Consider the following 17,501-nt stretch of genomic DNA (forward strand, 5'->3'; position numbering starts at 1 on the left):
TGACCGCTTAACGCAGTTTTAACGTCACCAAACCGATTAACACGAGCATCAGGGAAATGATCCAGAAACGCACAATCACGCGCGGCTCCGGCCAGCCTTTTTTCTCGAAATGGTGATGAATCGGCGCCATCAGGAAAATACGTTGTTTATTACGCAGTTTGTAGGAGCCCACTTGTAAAATGACGGACAGGGTTTCCATGACAAACACGCCGCCCATAATTAATAATAAAAATTCCTGACGCACTAACACGGCAATCACGCCCAGCGCACCGCCTAATGCTAATGAGCCTACATCGCCCATAAACACCTGCGCAGGATAAGTATTGAACCAAAGAAAACCCAAACCGGCACCCACAATGGCGGTACAGAACACCACTAATTCCGCACTGAATTTAATATACGGAATGTGTAAATATTCGGCGAAATTAATGTTCCCCGTCGCCCATGCCACCAAGGCAAATGCACCGGCAACAAGCACCGTCGGCATAATTGCCAAGCCGTCCAAGCCGTCGGTGAAATTCACCGCGTTACTGGAGCCGACGATAACGAAATAAGACAGCACGATATAAAAGACACCGAGTTGTGGCATAAATTCTTTAAAAAACGGCACCACCAAACGGGTAGCATCGGTATCTTTACCCATGGCGTACATACCGAAAATTGCCACTAGAGCGACCACGGACAGCCAAAAATATTTCCAGCGGGCAATTAAGCCATCGGTACTTTTGCGGGTAATTTTGCGGTAATCGTCCACAAAACCGACCGTGCCATAACCGAATAACACGAATAAACTGAACCAAACGTACGGATTACGCAAATCCGCCCAAAGTAAGGTACTCACGCCGATGGCAAATAAAATCATCACGCCTCCCATGGTCGGTGTGCCTTTTTTGGCAAAATGACTTTCCGGTCCGTCGTTACGCACGACCTGACCGAATTTTAACATTTGTAAGCGACGAATAACTTTCGGACCAATCCATAAAGACACTAAAAGCGCGGTCAATAAGGCTAAAATAGCGCGCACGGTAATATAGGAAATAACGTGGAAACTCGAATAATATTTGGTTAAAAACTCAGCAATCCAAACTAACATAAAAAATTACCTTTTAATAAATCGATCACTTCTTCCATTTTCATGCTGCGTGATCCTTTCACCAAAACAACGACTTTTTGTTGTGCTAATTGTTGTTGAATAATCGGTGTTAAATAAGTTACAAGTTCCGTTTTATCGGTAAAATGGCGTCCCGAATTAACCGCACTTATAACGCCACTGGAACACCCGAAAGAAAGCACTAAGTCTAACTTGGCGGCATGAGCGAACTCCCCCACCTCTTGATGGCAAAGTTGCGCATTATCGCCTAATTCGCCCATATCACCAACAACAAAGACGCGAAAAGCAGGATATTTTTGTAACACGGAAATCGCCGATTTCATAGATCCCACATTGGCGTTGTAAGTATCGTCCAGCAATAACAGATTTTCACAAGGCTGAATCGGGAACAAACGCCCTTTCACCAAAGAGGGCGTTTCCAACCCTTTTTTCACCTGCGCCGTGGTGGCACCCACGTTCATCGCCAAGGCAGTTGCCGCCAACGCATTAGAGATATTATGCTCACCCAAATACGGTGAATTGATTTGCACGCGGCCTTGCGGCGTGTGGAGTAAGAAATAGGCGCCTTGTTCGGAGAAATGAATTTGTTCGGCGTAAAAATCCGCCCGCGGGTTATCGTAAGCAAAATACTGCACGGCGTGCCGACCGATGTCCGCCTGCCATTTTTGCTGATAATTATGTGCCAAATTGATAATGGCAACGCCGTTTTCCGTCAAGCCGCGAAAGATTTCGCCTTTTGCCGTCGCCACGCCGTCAAGGGAACCAAAACCTTCCAAATGCGCCGCCATGACATTATTGACCAGCGCCACATCAGGTTGCGCCAAGGAAGTCGTGTACGCGATTTCGCCGATATGATTGGCGCCGAGTTCGATCACCGCGAATTTATGCTGTTCTGTTAAACGTAACAAAGTGAGCGGCACGCCGATGTCGTTGTTAAAATTGCCTTGAGTAAATAAAACGTCGTCAGAATCCACCGCACTTTGTTGCAAAATGGAGGCAACCATCTCTTTCACCGTGGTTTTACCGGAAGATCCCGTCATCGCCACCACTTTCGGGTTAATTTTTTCACGCAGCCATTTGGCAAGCCGCCCCAAAGCAAGACGACTGTCTTTAACGATAAGCCGGGCGATATTGCCTTCTGTCGGATGTTCAACCACCGCCGCCACACAACCTTGTTCGGCAGCTTTGGCAACATAATGGTGCGCATCAAAATTTTCGCCTTTAAGGGCAAAAAATAACCCTTTATTGACCGCCTGACGGCTATCCGTACTCACGTTTTCGACGATAACCGTACCATCGCCCATGAGTTCTGCTCCTAAAATGGCGGCAATTTGTGAAAGAGATAATGTAATCATTTGTTTTTATTGAGATAAATAGTTACGAACCACTTCCTGATCGGAAAAATGATATTTGGTTTTGCCGATAATTTGATAGTCTTCGTGCCCTTTACCGGCAATTAAAATAACGTCATTTTCCACTGCACTTTTAATCGCGGTAGCAATGGCTTGTGCACGCTGATGAATAACTTGCACGCTTTGCGGATGAACAAAACCGTTTAAAATATCCGCCATGATTTTCTTCGGTTCTTCCGTGCGTGGATTGTCGTCGGTGGCAATAACATGATCCGCCAACTGCTCGGCAATTTTTGCCATTAGTGGGCGTTTACCGCTGTCACGATCGCCGCCACAGCCAAAAATGCACCAAAGTTTACCACGGCAATGTAGTCGTGCCGCCTGTAAGGCTTTTTCCAATGCGTCGGGTGTATGTGCATAATCCACAATCACCGTCGGTTTCTGTGGTGTGTGTAGCATTTCCATACGACCGCATACGCCGGTTAATTTATGTACGCTGTTAATGAGGCCGGATAAGGGATAATCAAGCGTTAGCAAGGTTGCGGTCACCAACAATAAATTGCTCACATTAAACGCACCGATAAGCGGGCTTTGTAATTCGCCGTTGCCCCAGGAGGATTCAAACTGAATCGTTGCACCTTTGTGATTAAAACGCACATCGACAGCTTTCAGCCAGTTGGCTTGTTGCGGGAGAAAATCCGCCTTAGCGCTGACCGCCACAGCATGAGGCATTTCCGCCAACCACACCGCACCGACGGGATCATCCGCGTCAATAATCTGATAACGACTATCCAGCTCGGTAAACAGGCGTTTTTTTGCCGCTGCGTAATTTTCCATGGTGTGATGGTAATCCAAATGATCGCGGCTTAAATTGGTAAACACCGCCGCGCTGAAATGCACGGATTCTACCCGATGCTGTACCAAACCATGGGAAGACACTTCAATCGCCGCAAAGTCTGCCCCTTTTGCGACGAAATCCGCCAGCGAAGATTGAATCTCGACGGCGGAACCGGTGGTATTAGCGGCTTCTTTTACCTGACCGAATAAACCGTTACCGATGGTGCCCATCACAGCACCGGTGTGTCCTAACAGTTGCGTCCATTGTGCCAATAATTGGGCAGTTGTAGTTTTGCCGTTGGTACCTGTCACGCCCACCAAAGTTAAGTGTTTGGAGGGATATTGATAAAACACATCGGCGAGACGGGATAAATTTTCGCTTAGCCGATAAAAGGCAATGAGAGGAATCCCCTGTTCGTAATGAACCTGAAGATGTTGCTGTGCAGAATCGGCTTCAAAAATGACCGCACTTGCGCCGTTGCGTAAGGCTTGCGGAATGTATTGGCGACCGTCGGTTTGGTGCCCTTTAATGGCAATAAAAAGACAGCCGGCCTTTGCAGTACGGCTGTCTAATGTCATTTCGGTAAGGTTGATGTCTCCGGCAATATCAATCCCTAAAAGTGCGGTTAATCGGTGCATTGTTTTTTCTCATCAATTTAGTTTACGCCACTCGCTTTTTTATCACTCAAACGCACAGTGCGTTTTACCGTTTTTTCCTGCCCCAAACCATCCGGCGCAATATTGTTGGCGCGTAATGCGTAACCCATAATGCTGGAGAACAACGGTGCAGATACTGCACCACCGTAGTATTGACCTGCTTTCGGATCGTTAATCAGAACCACCAAAGCATAACGTGGGTCGGAAATCGGTGCGATACCTGCGGTGTACGCCACATATTTATCTACATAACGACCGTTTTCCAATTTTTTCGCCGTACCGGTTTTCACACCGACACGATAACCATCCACCATGGCACGACCGTTTTTAATCGCCACTTTTTCCATCATGTTAACCACTTCACGGGTGATTTTTTCAGAGAACACACGATTCCCCACTACCGGCGGATCTACTTTAGTAATGGATAACGGGCGATAAATCCCAAAACTGCCTAACGTCATATAAGCACGTGCAATTTGTAAAGGCGTAGCATTGATTCCGTAACCATAAGCCACATTGGCGCGCTCAATATCCGACCAACGGGCACGATGTGCATTCAATAAACCGGATTGCTCACCGATTAAACCTAAATCCGTTGCTTTACCTAATCCCGCATTTTGATAGGTTTCCATCAACGCATTCGGCGGCATACGCAACGCCAAACGGCTCACACCACGGTTACTGGAGTTTTCCAAAATACCGTCTAAAGTTAATTTATCACGAGGTGCCACGTCTTTGACTGCATGACCGTTTAAGACTAACGGACCGGTATTAATCACTTCGTCACGACGCACTGCACCACGTTGAAGTGCGGTCAAAACAACGAACGGTTTTACAGTGGAACCCGGTTCAAAGGTATCGGTAATCGCACGATTTCGCGTCAATTCGGATTTCAGACCGGTACGGTTATTCGGGTTATAAGACGGCGCATTCGCCATCGCCAGCACCTCACCGGTCCGTACATCCACCAACACGGCGGTGCCTGATTCCGCTTTATTTTCCGCCACCGCTTTCTTAATTTCACGGTACACCATGGATTGTAATTTTTCGTCGATACTTAAGGTCACGTCTTGCGCATCATATTTCTTCACATCCGCAATATTTTCCACGATATTGCCAAGTTTATCTTTACGATAAGTACGCAAACCGGACTTGCCGATCAACATGGAATCAAAACTTTTCTCGATACCTTCAATACCCGCCCCATCAATGTTGGTATAACCAATTAAATGTGCGGTTTCTTCCACACGAGGATAAAAACGGCGAGACTCTGATTTCAACACAATGCCGGTAATTTTTAAATCTTTAACATAGCTTGCCAGTGTCGGGGAAATCTGACGGGATAAATACACGAAGCGGGATTTCGGATCTTTTTCCACCCGTTTAAGTAAATTGCTGTATGAAATACCCAAGGCTTCCGCCAGTTTTTGCCAACGTTCTTTATCCTTCAGCGAGTTTTCATCAAAAATGAATTTTGGATCGGCAACCACGGAATACATCGGCACGCTAACGGAAAGCAACTGACCATTACGATCTAAAATCGAACCGCGTACGAACTGTACTTCCTGTTTGCGCAAGGAGCGCTTATCCGCCTCGTTAACCAACGGATCGGCATTCACAATTTGAATGTAAGCCGCTTGAGCGATAAGTGCGGTTAACCCCACCACAATAAAACTTAGTGCGGAGAAATAACGGCCTTTCAGGAAACTTCTTTCATAGACTTGTTTCGGTTTGTTCGGTTTTACCGCAGAACCGCTTTTAGAAGAAGTTTTTGTCGTTTTCTTTGGTTTTAAAGGTTTTACCGATTTATTAAATTTCACCATTTTCATCACCTTCAGCTTTACTCAAGAATAACAACTTCTTGTTCGGGGGTTGCACGCTGCATGCCTAATTGTTTGGCAATTGCTTCAATTCGAGTGTTATCGCTTTGTGTCGCCTCTTCCAATTTTAAATTTAAAAATTCGTTTTCTAATGCTTGGTGCTGAAGAACCAAATCGCCTTTTTCCGCCACCAGACTCCGCGTTTTATGGGTAATCCACACTGTGCCGAGCGCAGTAATGACAATCAAAAATAACAAGATAAAGACAAACTTATTCGACGTAAATAAGTCTTCCATAATAATGTCTTGTAACGGGTATCTATCGTTATTTTCCAACATCAGTTTATTCTCTCCGCAATGCGCAACACGGCACTTCTGGCTCTTGGGTTTTGTACAATCTCGGCTTCACTCGGCATAATCGCTTTACCGATCACTTTTAACCTCCGATTGCGCTGAATTTGATCTTCGCGTAACGGAAGCCCTTTCGGAATGACTTCGCCTTGGCTTTGTTTGCGCATAAATTGCTTGACCATACGATCTTCCAGCGAATGGAAACTGATCACGGATAAACGCCCCTTAGGGGCTAACACGCTTAATGCGGACTGCAATACATTTTCCAATTCATCCAACTCGGCATTAATATAAATCCGAATTGCCTGAAAGCTGCGGGTTGCCGGATGTTTGTATTTATCTTTAAACGGCACTGCCTGTGTAATGAGTTCTGCGAGTTGCAAAGTGCGCGCTAAAAATTCACCGCCATTTTGCACCGCACTTTTGTTGTAGTCGACGATGACTTTGGCGATGCGCTTGGCAAAACGTTCCTCACCGAAGGTTTTTAACACCCATGCCAAATCCTGCTCGGAAACCTGTGCAAGCCATTCGGCAGCAGATATGCCTTTTGAACTGTCCATCCGCATATCTAACGGACCATCTTTCATAAAACTGAAACCGCGTTCTGCATCGTCCAATTGCGGCGAAGACACGCCAAGATCAAGCAAAATGCCATCAACCTTGCCGACTAAACCGAATTTTTCACAAATCGGCAGGATTTCCGAGAAAGTATTGTGTTCAATATGAAAACGCGGATCTTGAATTTTTTGTGCTTCAGCTACCGCCTGCGGATCGCGATCGATGGCAATCAACTTGCCGTTCACCGATAATTGGGAAAGGATTAAACGGGAGTGTCCACCACGCCCAAACGTACCATCAATATAAATGCCGTTTTCTTTCAACGCCAAGCCGTCCACGGTTTCATGTAATAAAACCGTCAAATGCTCAGTTGAAGAAAAGGTATTTAAATGCGTCATAATCCATTACCAATGGTAAATAAAAATTACAATGTAAAATAAAGAGAAGATAGAGCGGCGTAACTGCCGCTTATCTTTTGCTAGTGCCGCTGTTCTGTGAGTTTGCCTCTTATAATGACAGCGTTTTTAATTTTTCCGATAATGCAAAAGTATCCGTTGCACCTAATGCCATGTCTTGTTCCACCTGGGCTTTCCATTCCGCATCACTCCAGATTTCAAATTTATTTAATTGCCCGACCAGCATAATGGATTTTTCTAATTTGGCGTGTTGGCGCAGTGGACCGCTAATTAAAATCCGCCCTGCACTATCCAACTCACACTCGGTGGCATAACCCAACATCACCCGTTGCAAACTGCGTTGTACAGGATCAAAGTTGGAAAGTTCGAGTAGCTTTTGTTCAATAACTTCCCATTCCTGCAACGGATAAAGCAATAAACAAGGTTGACGAATATCCACGGTGCAAACCATTTGCCCTTGATTTTGTTCCAAAAGTTCGGCGCGATAGCGGGTCGGGATAGAAATTCTACCCTTCGCATCTAAATTAACCGCCGAAGCTCCACGAAACATCAATTTATTCCTTTTTTCCGTTTGGATGGTCAGAATTTGGGATTTTCTTCCAAAATTCTCCACAAAAAAACACTTTCTACCACTTTCCGCTAAGTTTATTATTTGTTTGCTCAAGTTGCAAGCTGTTTCAGGATCTTCTACGTAAAGTTTTTTAAGTCAGGATCTTTTTAAGCCGAAATCACAGATATAAAAAAACACCCTGCCAATTTTCATTAGCAGGGTGTGTGCTTTAAATGCTTACCACAAAAGTGCGGTAGAAATTTTTATTGTTTTGCGAAGTTATCCTCTAACGCATCAGGATCCGGCTCACCCGAACGTTTAACCAATACGAAGAACAATACAACGCATACGATGGTGGTTGCGAAACCTAAATAAACAGACAACTGATAATCTAAGCTAAAACCGATCTTGTTGTAGTACAGGTAGGTCGCACAAACGGTGGTGATAAACCATGCCGGGATTGAAGCTACCCAGTGGAATTTATGGTAGCGATACAAATAAGCTGCCGCTGTCCATAACATCACCATAGCAGTCATTTGGTTTGCCCAAGTGAAATAGCGCCATAACACGCTGAAGTCAATGGTAGAGACAAAATAACCTAACGCAAACAATGGAAGTGCAATCAATAAACGTTTGGAAAGTACACGTTGATCAACACGGAAGATTTCCGCCAATTGTAAACGTGCCGCACGGAAGGCTGTATCGCCGGATGTAATTGGTAATACCACTACACCTAACACGGCAAAAATCCCCCCTACAAAACCTAAGAAATGTAATGAACTGTCATATACAACCTTAGACGGTGAACCCGCAGTGATCGCGTCTTGTAACGCTTGTGGATTCTCATAGAATGCAAGACCGACCGTACACCAGACTAAAGCAATAATACCTTCCGTAATCATCGCACCATAGAAAATAAAGCGACCTTCTTTTTCATTTTCTGCACAACGTGCCATTAATGGAGTTTGAGTGGCATGGAAGCCGGACAGTGCACCACAGGAAATGGTTAAGAACAGGAGCGGCCAAATCGGAACATCACCTTTTACTTGGAAGTTTTGTGTAAATTTATCCCAAGTTAAACCTTGACCATCTGCATCCACCGTGCGGAAGAATTCAATTGGATCCGCAGCACTGAAATGTGCAGAGACTAAACCATACACCATACCCACAGACATGAAGAGTAATAACGCACCAAAGAGCGGATAAATTCGACCGATAATTTTATCAATTGGCAATAAGGTAGCAAGGATATAGTAAGCAAAAATAGCGAGTGTCCAAACAGAAACCACTGTTGCTTTATCCATGCCCCATACTTGAATACCACCGGCTTCAACGGAATGATGTAGCACTTCAGCATCACCTAGTTGCAAAGCACCTTGTGATACGCCGAAAATATCCATCGTGATGGTACCCATTAACTGTGCAGGGCTTGCCACAAATACCACCCCGACTAATAAAAGAAGAATCAGCGCTAAAAGATTAATGAAAACTTTAACTGGACGACCTAAAAATTTGCCTGCCAAATAAGGCATGGTTGCGCCACCGTGACGAATACTTAACATACCGCAGAAATAATCGTGCACCGCACCGGCAAAAATACAACCGAGCACAATCCACAACATTGCCACCGGTCCGTATAACGCTCCCAGAATCGGACCAAAAATCGGACCGGTACCGGCAATATTTAGTAATTGGATTAACCAAATTTTGGTTTTTGACATTGGCATGTAATCCACGCCATCAGTGAGTTCGTAAGCAGGCGTTTGACGTTTGGGATTAATAGCAAAAATCTTTTCGACGACTTTGCCATAAATAAAATACCCTAAAATCAACATTAAAACACAGAAGAAAAACCACAACATATAAGCATCCTACAGAGAGAGAAAAGTGAATTTAATGAATCAGAGAAATCATCGGTTCGGGTTGATTTAAACTCGAAACCGAGCAAGCGAAGCTATTTTAGGGTGCGGTTACTATTAAGTAAATAAACTATGATCCTTCGCTTCAAAATATCTTTACAAAATGTGATGTTAATCACATTTTCATGCTGAACGAAAAAGTGCGGTATAAATTTCTTATGTTTTAAACAAAAAATCGCCGGGTTATACGCTTTATCAAAACTTATTTCGTCACAGAAATCATGTTATATCACTACCCTGAAAACATGAAATTCCACTTAATTTTAGGACAATTTTAATTGGTGCTGATTATGGCCTGCCGGATAGCCAATAGTAAATAACAAAGGGCGACATTCCGCCCACTTTTCGATACCTACTTCTCTACCCATTTAGCATAAATTCTCGGACATTCATTATTATTCTTAATCTTCGCAAGCCCTTTATTCAGGTTCTCTTGTAGGGTTTAGTCTACTTTAAAAAACGCTTGGAAAAATCACCGCACTTTTTAGACGCTTTTCATAGCCAAGCGCTCAAAGGCAAGTACTTTGTTTTCCAGTCTGCGCAATAAGAGTGTTGCGATACCGGTGATAATCAGATAAATACCGCCGGCAATACCATAAATCGTAAGCGCATCGTAGTCCGTGCCATAAAGCTGGCGGGCGTAACCCATAATATCCATGATAGTAATGGTGGACGCCAACGCTGTGCCTTTAAACACCAAAATAATTTCATTGGAATACGAAGGCAATGCGCGTTTTAACGCATACGGAATCAAGATTTTCAAGGTTTGTAAACGGCTTAACCCAAGCGCTTCGCAACTTTCCCATTGTACTTTCGGAATGGCTTTTACCGCGCCGTGGAATAATTGGGTGGAATATGCCGAACTGTTTAACGCCAATGTCAACGCCGCGCAAAACCACGCATTAGATAACACCGACCACAATGGGCTGTTGACGATCCACTGAAATTGCCCCGGTCCCGCATAAATCAAAAAGAATTGCACCAATAACGGCGTGCCGGTGAATAAAGTAAGGTATAAATTGACCGCACTTTTAACCGCTTTATTGCCCATAGTAAGCAAAACGGTCAGCACCAGCGCCAAGAAAAACGCAATCGCCAATGAAACGACGGTTAATAACAAACTGGTAGGAATGCCCTGTGCAATAACGCTTAAATACTCTTGAAACATCATTACACTCCTCTTTCAAAGCGGGTAAAACGCAGTTCTAATTTACGAATACCCACTTGGCTCACTAAAGTGACCAGTAAGTAAATCAAGGCAGCAATGCCATACCAAGTGAAAGGCTGATGGGTATTGGTGTTAATCAGCTGTGCCTGACGCATTAAATCATCCACCCCGATTAAAGAAATGAGTGCAGTATCTTTCAACAACACTAACCATTGATTGCTCAAGCCCGGCAGCGCGTGACGCCATACTTGCGGCATAACGATATGAATGAAAGTATAGCCTTTACTCAAGCCTAATGCCGCGCCGGATTCCCATTGACCTTTAGCAATCGCCTGAATGGCACCGCGCAACGTTTGTGAAGCATAAGCCGCAAAAATAAGGGAAAGGGCAAACACACCGCAACCGAACGCACCGAATTCGATGTAATCGCCGGTGATCATTTCCACCACTTCGCTGGAACCGAAATACACCAGTAACACCACCAGAATTTCCGGTAAGCCGCGTAATAAGGCGACAAACACCGCCATCGGTTTGCCCACAAAGCGGTTGGCTTCCAGCACAGCGAACAGCATCCCCAAAATCAGCCCAAGCACCAACGAACAAACCGCAAGCCCCAAAGTCATCAGGGCTGCGGTAAACATTAAAGAAAAATAATCGGAAAACATAAGATTATTTGGTCATCCATTTATCATAGATTTTTTGATACTCGCCGTTAGCTTTGATCGCCGCCAAAACTTTATTAAGGCTTTCCGTCAAGACTTTGTTGGATTTGTTCATGGCTATACCCAACCCATTACCGAAATATTTTTTATTGGTCACTTTGTCACCGACAAATTGAATTTCCGCCTCTTTGGAAATCATGTCCGCAAGCACGGCAGTATCACCGAAGATAATATCAATACGCCCGTTTTTTAAGTCCAGAATCGCATCTTGCAGGCTGGCGTAAGATTTCGGTGCATATTGTTTGGTTTCGGCAACGGTATATTGTTGGAAGGTGGTGCCGTTTTGCACGCCGACATTTTTCGCGCTGTCCAATGTGGCTTTGCCTTTTAACGCCACGTAACTTGCGGTGCTGTCATAATAAGGATCGGAGAATAACACTTGTTTCGCGCGCGCTTCGGTAATATCCATGGCGGAAATTGCCGCATCAAAACGCTTTGATCTTAAATTGGTAATTAAAGAATCAAAGGCTTCACCTTTAAAATGGCAGGTAGCTTGAATTTCTTTACAAATGGCGTTCGCAATGTCCACATCAAAACCGATAATTTCGCCTTTTTCGTTAGTGAATTCAAACGGCGGGTAGCTCGGTTCCATGGCGAAAGTTAAATCCTGTGCGTTAGCCACAACGGCGGAACCCAATAAAATGGCGCTTAGCAGTAATTTTTTCATGTTATTTCTCCTACTCAATGTTAAATATTATGTGATAAATATTGTTTAAATTGTTCCGTATGCGGCTGTTCAAAGCAGGTCTTATCACCGATTTCAATAATATGCCCCTGTTCCATATACACCACTTTGGTCGCCACTTTTTTCGCCACATTCACCTCGTGGGTGACGATAACCTGCGTAATACCGGTTTGTTGCAATTCTTCAATAATGGACACGATCTGCGCGGTAATTTCCGGATCCAGCGCCGCCGTAGGCTCGTCAAATAACAACACTTGCGGCTTCATCATTAATGCGCGGGCAATCGCCACACGCTGTTGCTGACCGCCGGACAAATGCAACGGAAAACGATCGGCGAATTCATCCAAACGCAAACGCTGTAATAATTCAAGTGCCCGTTGCTTGGCTTCCGTTTCGCTGACACCGAGAATTTTCATTGGCGCTTCAATTAAATTCTGTAACACCGTCATGTGCGGCCACAAATTATATTGCTGGAACACCATGCCCACATCGCGACGCAATTGGCGAAGCTGTTTCGGGTCGTTACCGGAAGATAAATCAAACTGGTTATTGGCAATGCTCAATTTACCGGATTGCGGCACTTCCAACAGGTTCAGGGTACGAATTAAGGTGCTTTTCCCCGCCCCACTTGGTCCCAGCAACACTAGTACATCGCCATCATCGGCGGTTAAGTTAATATCAAACAAGGCTTGGTTCGCGCCATAAAAAAAATTCAAATTCTCAACACTAATTGTCATTGTTTGTTACTTCTCTACATTTAGTCATCGTTAAAATTGAAAACATATTAGTATTTAGTGAATAATTATGCAAATGAAACTTATAAAAAATCCCAACTCATTTTGGGATTTTAAAAACGTTTGTCAAAATGACCGCACTTTTATTCTGCTTTCGCCATTTCGAATTCAATTAACATCATCAAAATGTGAATCACTTTAATGTGGATTTCCTGAATACGATCTGCGTAACGGAAATGCGGCACGCGAATTTCCACATCAGCAAGCCCCGCCATTTTGCCACCGTCTTTGCCGGTCATCGCAATCACCTTCATACCTTTGGCTTTTGCCGCTTCAATAGCGTTAAGCACGTTTTTAGAATTGCCGGAGGTGGATAAACCGAACAGCACGTCGCCTTTTTGCCCCACGGCTTCTACATAACGGGAAAACACATAATCGTAGCCGAAATCGTTACTTACGCAGCTCAAATGGCTGACATCGGAAATGGCGATTGCCGGATAACCGGGACGGTTTTCACGGTAGCGGCCGGTTAATTCTTCCGCAAAGTGCATGGCGTCACAATGTGAACCGCCGTTCCCGCAAGACAGCACTTTACCGCCTTGTTTAAAACTATCAGAGATTAATAATGCCGCCTGTTGAATCAATTTAATGTTGTTGTCATCAGATAAAAATTTGTTTAATACGTCCGCCGCTTCGGTAAGCTCGGCTTTGATTTGATCGAAATACATCTGGTTCTCCTTTTGAGTTTTTCTTTAACGTGAAAAGTCGGTAGATTGTATGCAAAAACAGCGTATCGCTCAATACCCGAGAAATTCATTAGCCGCAGAAATTATCGGGGGATAATCAATTCCCACACTAAATCCACCACAAATTCTAACCGCACTTTATTGTCCGTTAAATCTTTGCTAAAGCGGAATTTGTGCGGGCCGTCGAAGCGATAGACGGAGGGATTGCGTTGGATCAGCTGCAAAAAGATCGTCGGGTCCAAATCGGCGTTCGGCGCAAACTCAATAAAGCCGCCCTGCGCATTGGCATCCAATCGAATAACGTTGAGCGGTTTTAAATCCAGACGCAATTGGGCGATTTGCAATAAATTGCGAGTGGCTTGTGGAAGCGCACCGAAGCGGTCAATAAGCTCCACTTTTAACTCGTCCAAGGCTTCCGTATTTTCTGCGCCGGCAATGCGTTTATAGAAAGACAGGCGCATATTCACATCGCCCAAATAATCTTCCCGCAACAGGGACGGCACGCGCAAATCGATTTCCGTTTGTTGCTGGGTCAGTTCGTCCAACGACGGTTCACGCCCTTCTTTTAGGGCCTTCACGGCGCGTTCCAGCAATTCCATATAAAGAGAAAAACCGATGCTTTCAATTTGCCCGCTTTGTTCGTTGCCCAGCAATTCGCCGGCACCACGGATTTCCAAATCGTGGGTTGCCAAGATGAAGCCCGCCCCGAGGTTATCCAGACTTTCCAAGGCTTCTAAACGTTTTTGCGCGTCTTTGGTCATCAGTTTTGGCGGCGGAGTGAGCAAATAGGCATAGGCTTGATGATGGGAACGCCCTACTCGCCCACGAAGCTGGTGTAACTGCGCCAAGCCGAAATTATCGGCGCGTTCAATAATAATGGTATTAGCGGTCGGCACATCGATGCCCGTTTCAATAATGGTAGAACACACCAACACGTTATAACGTTGATGATAAAAATCCGACATCACGCGCTCCAGCTCCCGCTCGCGCATTTGCCCGTGCCCCACGGTGACGCGCGCTTCCGGCACAAGTGCGGTCAGTTTTTCCGCCGTATTTTCAATGCTCGCCACATCGTTATGCAAATAATACACCTGCCCGCCACGCAGAATTTCACGCAAGATCGCCTCGCGAATGACCAAATCGTCCGTTTGACGCACGAACGTTTTAATGGTTAAACGGCGCGCCGGCGGTGTAGAAATAATGGAAAGATCGCGAATGCCGTTCATCGCCATATTTAAGGTGCGCGGAATCGGCGTCGCGGTGAGGGTGAGAATATCAATATTGGCGCGCAATTGTTTCATTTTTTCTTTCTGGCGCACGCCAAAGCGATGTTCTTCGTCGATAATCAATAAGCCCAGATCGTGAAATTGTACATCGCCTTGAATGATTTTATGGGTGCCGATCAGAATATCCACTTTGCCGTCGGCTAAATCCTGAATCACCCGTTTTTGTTCTTTGGCGGTTTTAAAACGGGACAGCATTTCCACGTTTACCGGCAGATTGGCGAAACGATCTTTAAAATTATCAAAATGTTGTTGCGCTAACAGCGTGGTCGGCACCAAAACGGCGACCTGTTTGTGATTCATCACCGCCAAAAACGCCGCGCGCATTGCCACTTCCGTTTTGCCGAATCCCACATCGCCGCACACCAAGCGGTCCATGGCTTTCGGTTGGGTCATGTCGGAAATCACCGCGTTAATCGCCATCAGCTGATCATGAGTTTCTTCAAAAGGAAACGTCGCGGTGAATTGTTGAAATTCTTCACGATCATATTGAAACGAAAAGCCTTTTTGTGCTTCCCGCTGGGCGTACACATCCAACAATTCCGCCGCTACATCGCGGATTTTCTCCGCGGCTTTGCTGCGTGCTTTGCCCCAGGCTTCAGAACCTAATTTGTGCAACGGTGCCGTTTCATCGGAACCGCCCACATAGCGGCTGATCAAATGTAAAGATGCCACCGGCACATACAATTTGGAATTGTTAGCATAGTTAAGCAGCAAATATTCCGCTTTCACGCCGCCGTTTTCCAACGTTACCAAACCGCCATAGCGCCCTACGCCATGCTCCAAATGCACCACGGGCTGACCGATTTGCAGTTCCGCCAGGTTACGAATCAAGGTGTCGGGATTCACCGTGCGGGATTTGTCCCGTTGCCGTTGTTGCACGCGTTCGCCTAGCAACTCCGTTTCACAAATAATCGCAAGCGGAGTACCTTGTTCAATGATAAAGCCATGCTCCAACGGACTGACCATTAACGCAAATTTTTGTTCTTCCGCCTGGGCTAAAGTATGAATTTGTTTCGGTTTGAGTTTTAACGGCGCAAGCAGACTCAGCAAGGTTTCGCGGCGCCCTTCCGTTTCCACGATAAATAAAATATTGCCTTTAAATTGCTCAATAAATTGACGCAGTTGATGCAAAGGTTCTTTTTGTTGAGATTGAATGGTCAACGGCGGCACCGGCGCAATCGCTAAATTTTTCTGCCGCGCAGACGACCGCACTTTTTCCGCTTTTAGCGCAATGGCGGGATACTGCTTCAAATGACGATTCACGTCATCAATGCGCAACCAAAGTTTATCGGGCGGTAACAGCGGACGCATAGGATCTACGCGACGACTTTCAAAACGCTGCTGCGCATCGGTGTAAAAACGCTCGCCTTGGGCTTGATTTTGCTCGGCGGTAATAAACAGCGTATTTGCCGGGAAATAATCGAACAAGGTCGCCATTTGCTCAAAAAACAACGGTTGCCAATATTCAATACCTGCCGCCAACGTGCCTTTGCTGACCTGTTGATAAATGTGTTCCGGATCCCGTCGGATTTCCCCGAATTCCGCCCGAAATTGGCTACGGAAAAATTCAATACCCGTGCTATCCGTCGGAAATTCATGTGCCGGCAATAAATTGATTTGGTCGATTTCCTGCAACGTACGCTGGGTGTCCACATCAAAAGTGCGAATGGAATCAATTTCATCATCAAAAAAATCTAAGCGAAAAGGCTCTGCACTTCCCATCGGAAACAAATCCAACAACGCGCCGCGCACCGCATATTCGCCATGTTCCAGCACCTGTTCCACGGCGCGATAGCCCGCTTTCTCCAATTGCAGGCGAAGGGATTCGATGACAAAACGATCGCCTTTGTTAATCAGCAATACGTTATGCTGCAAATAAGACGGCGGGCAAACCCGCTGCATTAAGGTAGCGACAGGTAAAATAAAAATACCTTGCTTGCGCTGTTGCAAATGAAATAAGGCACTTAAACGTGCGGAAATAATATCCTGATGAGGCGAAAAACTGTCATAAGGCAGGGTTTCCCAATCGGGGAAAAAAGTCACGTTTTGCGATAACGCGGAAGGCGCCGGTTGCTTTAATTCTTTCTCCAAACGCACCGCACTTCGGGTGTCATTGGTCACCACCACGGTTAGACCGTCAAACTGCGCGGCAATTTCGCTAATGGCAAGGCTATCCGCGCCGGGCAGGATATTGGCTAAAATTTTATGATCATTCGCTTGGGTAGGAATTTCGAGATGAAAAAATTGAGTTTGCATAAAACGACAAAAGAGTAAGAAAAAAATTGCCGTTAGTTTAGCGCAAACAAGGGGGATTTCCAATAAAGATCTGTATAAAAAGACAGTAATCCTACCTAGGGCAAGGCATTGCCCTGGGTATCCACGCTTAGTGCGTTTCTTTCTCCTTCGGCGTTTTTTCCTTAGGTTCGGGATCTTCATCAAACTTCACCACCGGTACGCAGCCCCGGCAAGTGCCTTGATCCACGCCGGCTTCTTTGCAGAAATCGGAATACGCATCCCAAGCGCGTTTTAACCAACCTTTTTTGGCTTCTTCAGTCATAGTTGCCTCCTTAGTCGTGCCGTTTTATTCTGG

15 protein-coding genes are annotated in these 17,501 nt (G+C 45.3%); all 15 read right to left on the reverse strand.

The features are described 5' to 3' along the window. Positions 1 to 7: 7 nt before the first annotated feature. The 15 genes from mraY to A3CS_RS1000000111950 all read right to left on the reverse strand — a co-directional run bounded on the left by mraY (position 8) and on the right by A3CS_RS1000000111950 (position 17,468). Positions 8 to 1,093, reverse strand: a complete 1,086-nt coding sequence (gene mraY, locus A3CS_RS0100780) for a phospho-N-acetylmuramoyl-pentapeptide-transferase (RefSeq protein WP_005539053.1) — start codon at positions 1,091 to 1,093, stop codon at positions 8 to 10. Further along, positions 1,087 to 2,466, reverse strand: a complete 1,380-nt coding sequence (gene murF, locus A3CS_RS0100785) for a UDP-N-acetylmuramoyl-tripeptide--D-alanyl-D-alanine ligase (protein WP_005546786.1) — start codon at positions 2,464 to 2,466, stop codon at positions 1,087 to 1,089. Before murF ends, mraY begins: the two co-directional genes overlap by 7 nt. A gap of 6 nt (positions 2,467 to 2,472) precedes the next feature. After that, positions 2,473 to 3,939, reverse strand: coding sequence for a UDP-N-acetylmuramoyl-L-alanyl-D-glutamate--2,6-diaminopimelate ligase (murE, locus tag A3CS_RS0100790; protein WP_005546788.1), 1,467 nt, complete (start codon positions 3,937 to 3,939; stop codon positions 2,473 to 2,475). A gap of 17 nt (positions 3,940 to 3,956) precedes the next feature. Further along, positions 3,957 to 5,780 carry a peptidoglycan glycosyltransferase FtsI gene (gene ftsI / locus A3CS_RS0100795; RefSeq protein WP_005566708.1) on the reverse strand — a complete coding sequence of 608 codons (1,824 nt, stop codon included), beginning with the start codon at positions 5,778 to 5,780 and terminating at the stop codon, positions 3,957 to 3,959. A gap of 17 nt (positions 5,781 to 5,797) precedes the next feature. Beyond that, positions 5,798 to 6,115: a cell division protein FtsL gene (gene ftsL / locus A3CS_RS0100800; protein WP_005546793.1), complete on the reverse strand. Its 318-nt coding sequence runs from the start codon at positions 6,113 to 6,115 to the stop codon at positions 5,798 to 5,800. Next, positions 6,115 to 7,083 (reverse strand): 16S rRNA (cytosine(1402)-N(4))-methyltransferase RsmH, encoded by a 969-nt coding sequence (gene rsmH, locus A3CS_RS0100805; protein WP_005546795.1) that lies wholly within the window; start codon positions 7,081 to 7,083, stop codon positions 6,115 to 6,117. Before rsmH ends, ftsL begins: the two co-directional genes overlap by 1 nt. Before the next feature lie 109 nt (positions 7,084 to 7,192). Further along, positions 7,193 to 7,651, reverse strand: a complete 459-nt coding sequence (mraZ, locus tag A3CS_RS0100810) for a division/cell wall cluster transcriptional repressor MraZ (protein ID WP_005588016.1) — start codon at positions 7,649 to 7,651, stop codon at positions 7,193 to 7,195. Positions 7,652 to 7,914: 263 nt separating this feature from the next. Beyond that, complete coding sequence (locus A3CS_RS0100815; protein WP_005573823.1) at positions 7,915 to 9,513, reverse strand: carbon starvation CstA family protein; 1,599 nt, start codon at positions 9,511 to 9,513, stop codon at positions 7,915 to 7,917. Positions 9,514 to 10,054: 541 nt separating this feature from the next. After that, entirely contained in the window at positions 10,055 to 10,738 is a 684-nt protein-coding gene (gene artM / locus A3CS_RS0100820; protein ID WP_005588018.1) for an arginine ABC transporter permease ArtM, read from the reverse strand. 2 nt (positions 10,739 to 10,740) lie between these two features. Beyond that, complete coding sequence (artQ, locus tag A3CS_RS0100825) at positions 10,741 to 11,403, reverse strand: arginine ABC transporter permease ArtQ (RefSeq protein ID WP_005546802.1); 663 nt, start codon at positions 11,401 to 11,403, stop codon at positions 10,741 to 10,743. A 4-nt stretch (positions 11,404 to 11,407) separates the two neighbouring features. After that, complete coding sequence (locus A3CS_RS0100830) at positions 11,408 to 12,127, reverse strand: lysine/arginine/ornithine ABC transporter substrate-binding protein (protein ID WP_005546804.1); 720 nt, start codon at positions 12,125 to 12,127, stop codon at positions 11,408 to 11,410. Between the two features lie 20 nt (positions 12,128 to 12,147). Beyond that, positions 12,148 to 12,882 carry an arginine ABC transporter ATP-binding protein ArtP gene (artP, locus tag A3CS_RS0100835; protein ID WP_005546806.1) on the reverse strand — a complete coding sequence of 245 codons (735 nt, stop codon included), beginning with the start codon at positions 12,880 to 12,882 and terminating at the stop codon, positions 12,148 to 12,150. A gap of 140 nt (positions 12,883 to 13,022) precedes the next feature. Next, on the reverse strand, positions 13,023 to 13,607 hold the full coding sequence (gene lpcA / locus A3CS_RS0100840; protein ID WP_005538945.1) for a D-sedoheptulose 7-phosphate isomerase: 585 nt from the start codon (positions 13,605 to 13,607) through the stop codon (positions 13,023 to 13,025). A gap of 101 nt (positions 13,608 to 13,708) precedes the next feature. After that, the gene (mfd, locus tag A3CS_RS0100845; RefSeq protein WP_005588021.1) at positions 13,709 to 17,167 is read right to left on the reverse strand and encodes a transcription-repair coupling factor; all 3,459 of its coding nucleotides are present in this window, start codon (positions 17,165 to 17,167) and stop codon (positions 13,709 to 13,711) included. Between the two features lie 127 nt (positions 17,168 to 17,294). After that, the gene (locus tag A3CS_RS1000000111950; protein WP_005546808.1) at positions 17,295 to 17,468 is read right to left on the reverse strand and encodes a DUF5363 domain-containing protein; all 174 of its coding nucleotides are present in this window, start codon (positions 17,466 to 17,468) and stop codon (positions 17,295 to 17,297) included. Positions 17,469 to 17,501: the final 33 nt, after the last annotated feature.

The organism is Aggregatibacter actinomycetemcomitans DSM 8324 (assembly GCF_000372365.1).
GTDB classification, from domain to species: Bacteria; Pseudomonadota; Gammaproteobacteria; order Enterobacterales; family Pasteurellaceae; genus Aggregatibacter; species Aggregatibacter actinomycetemcomitans.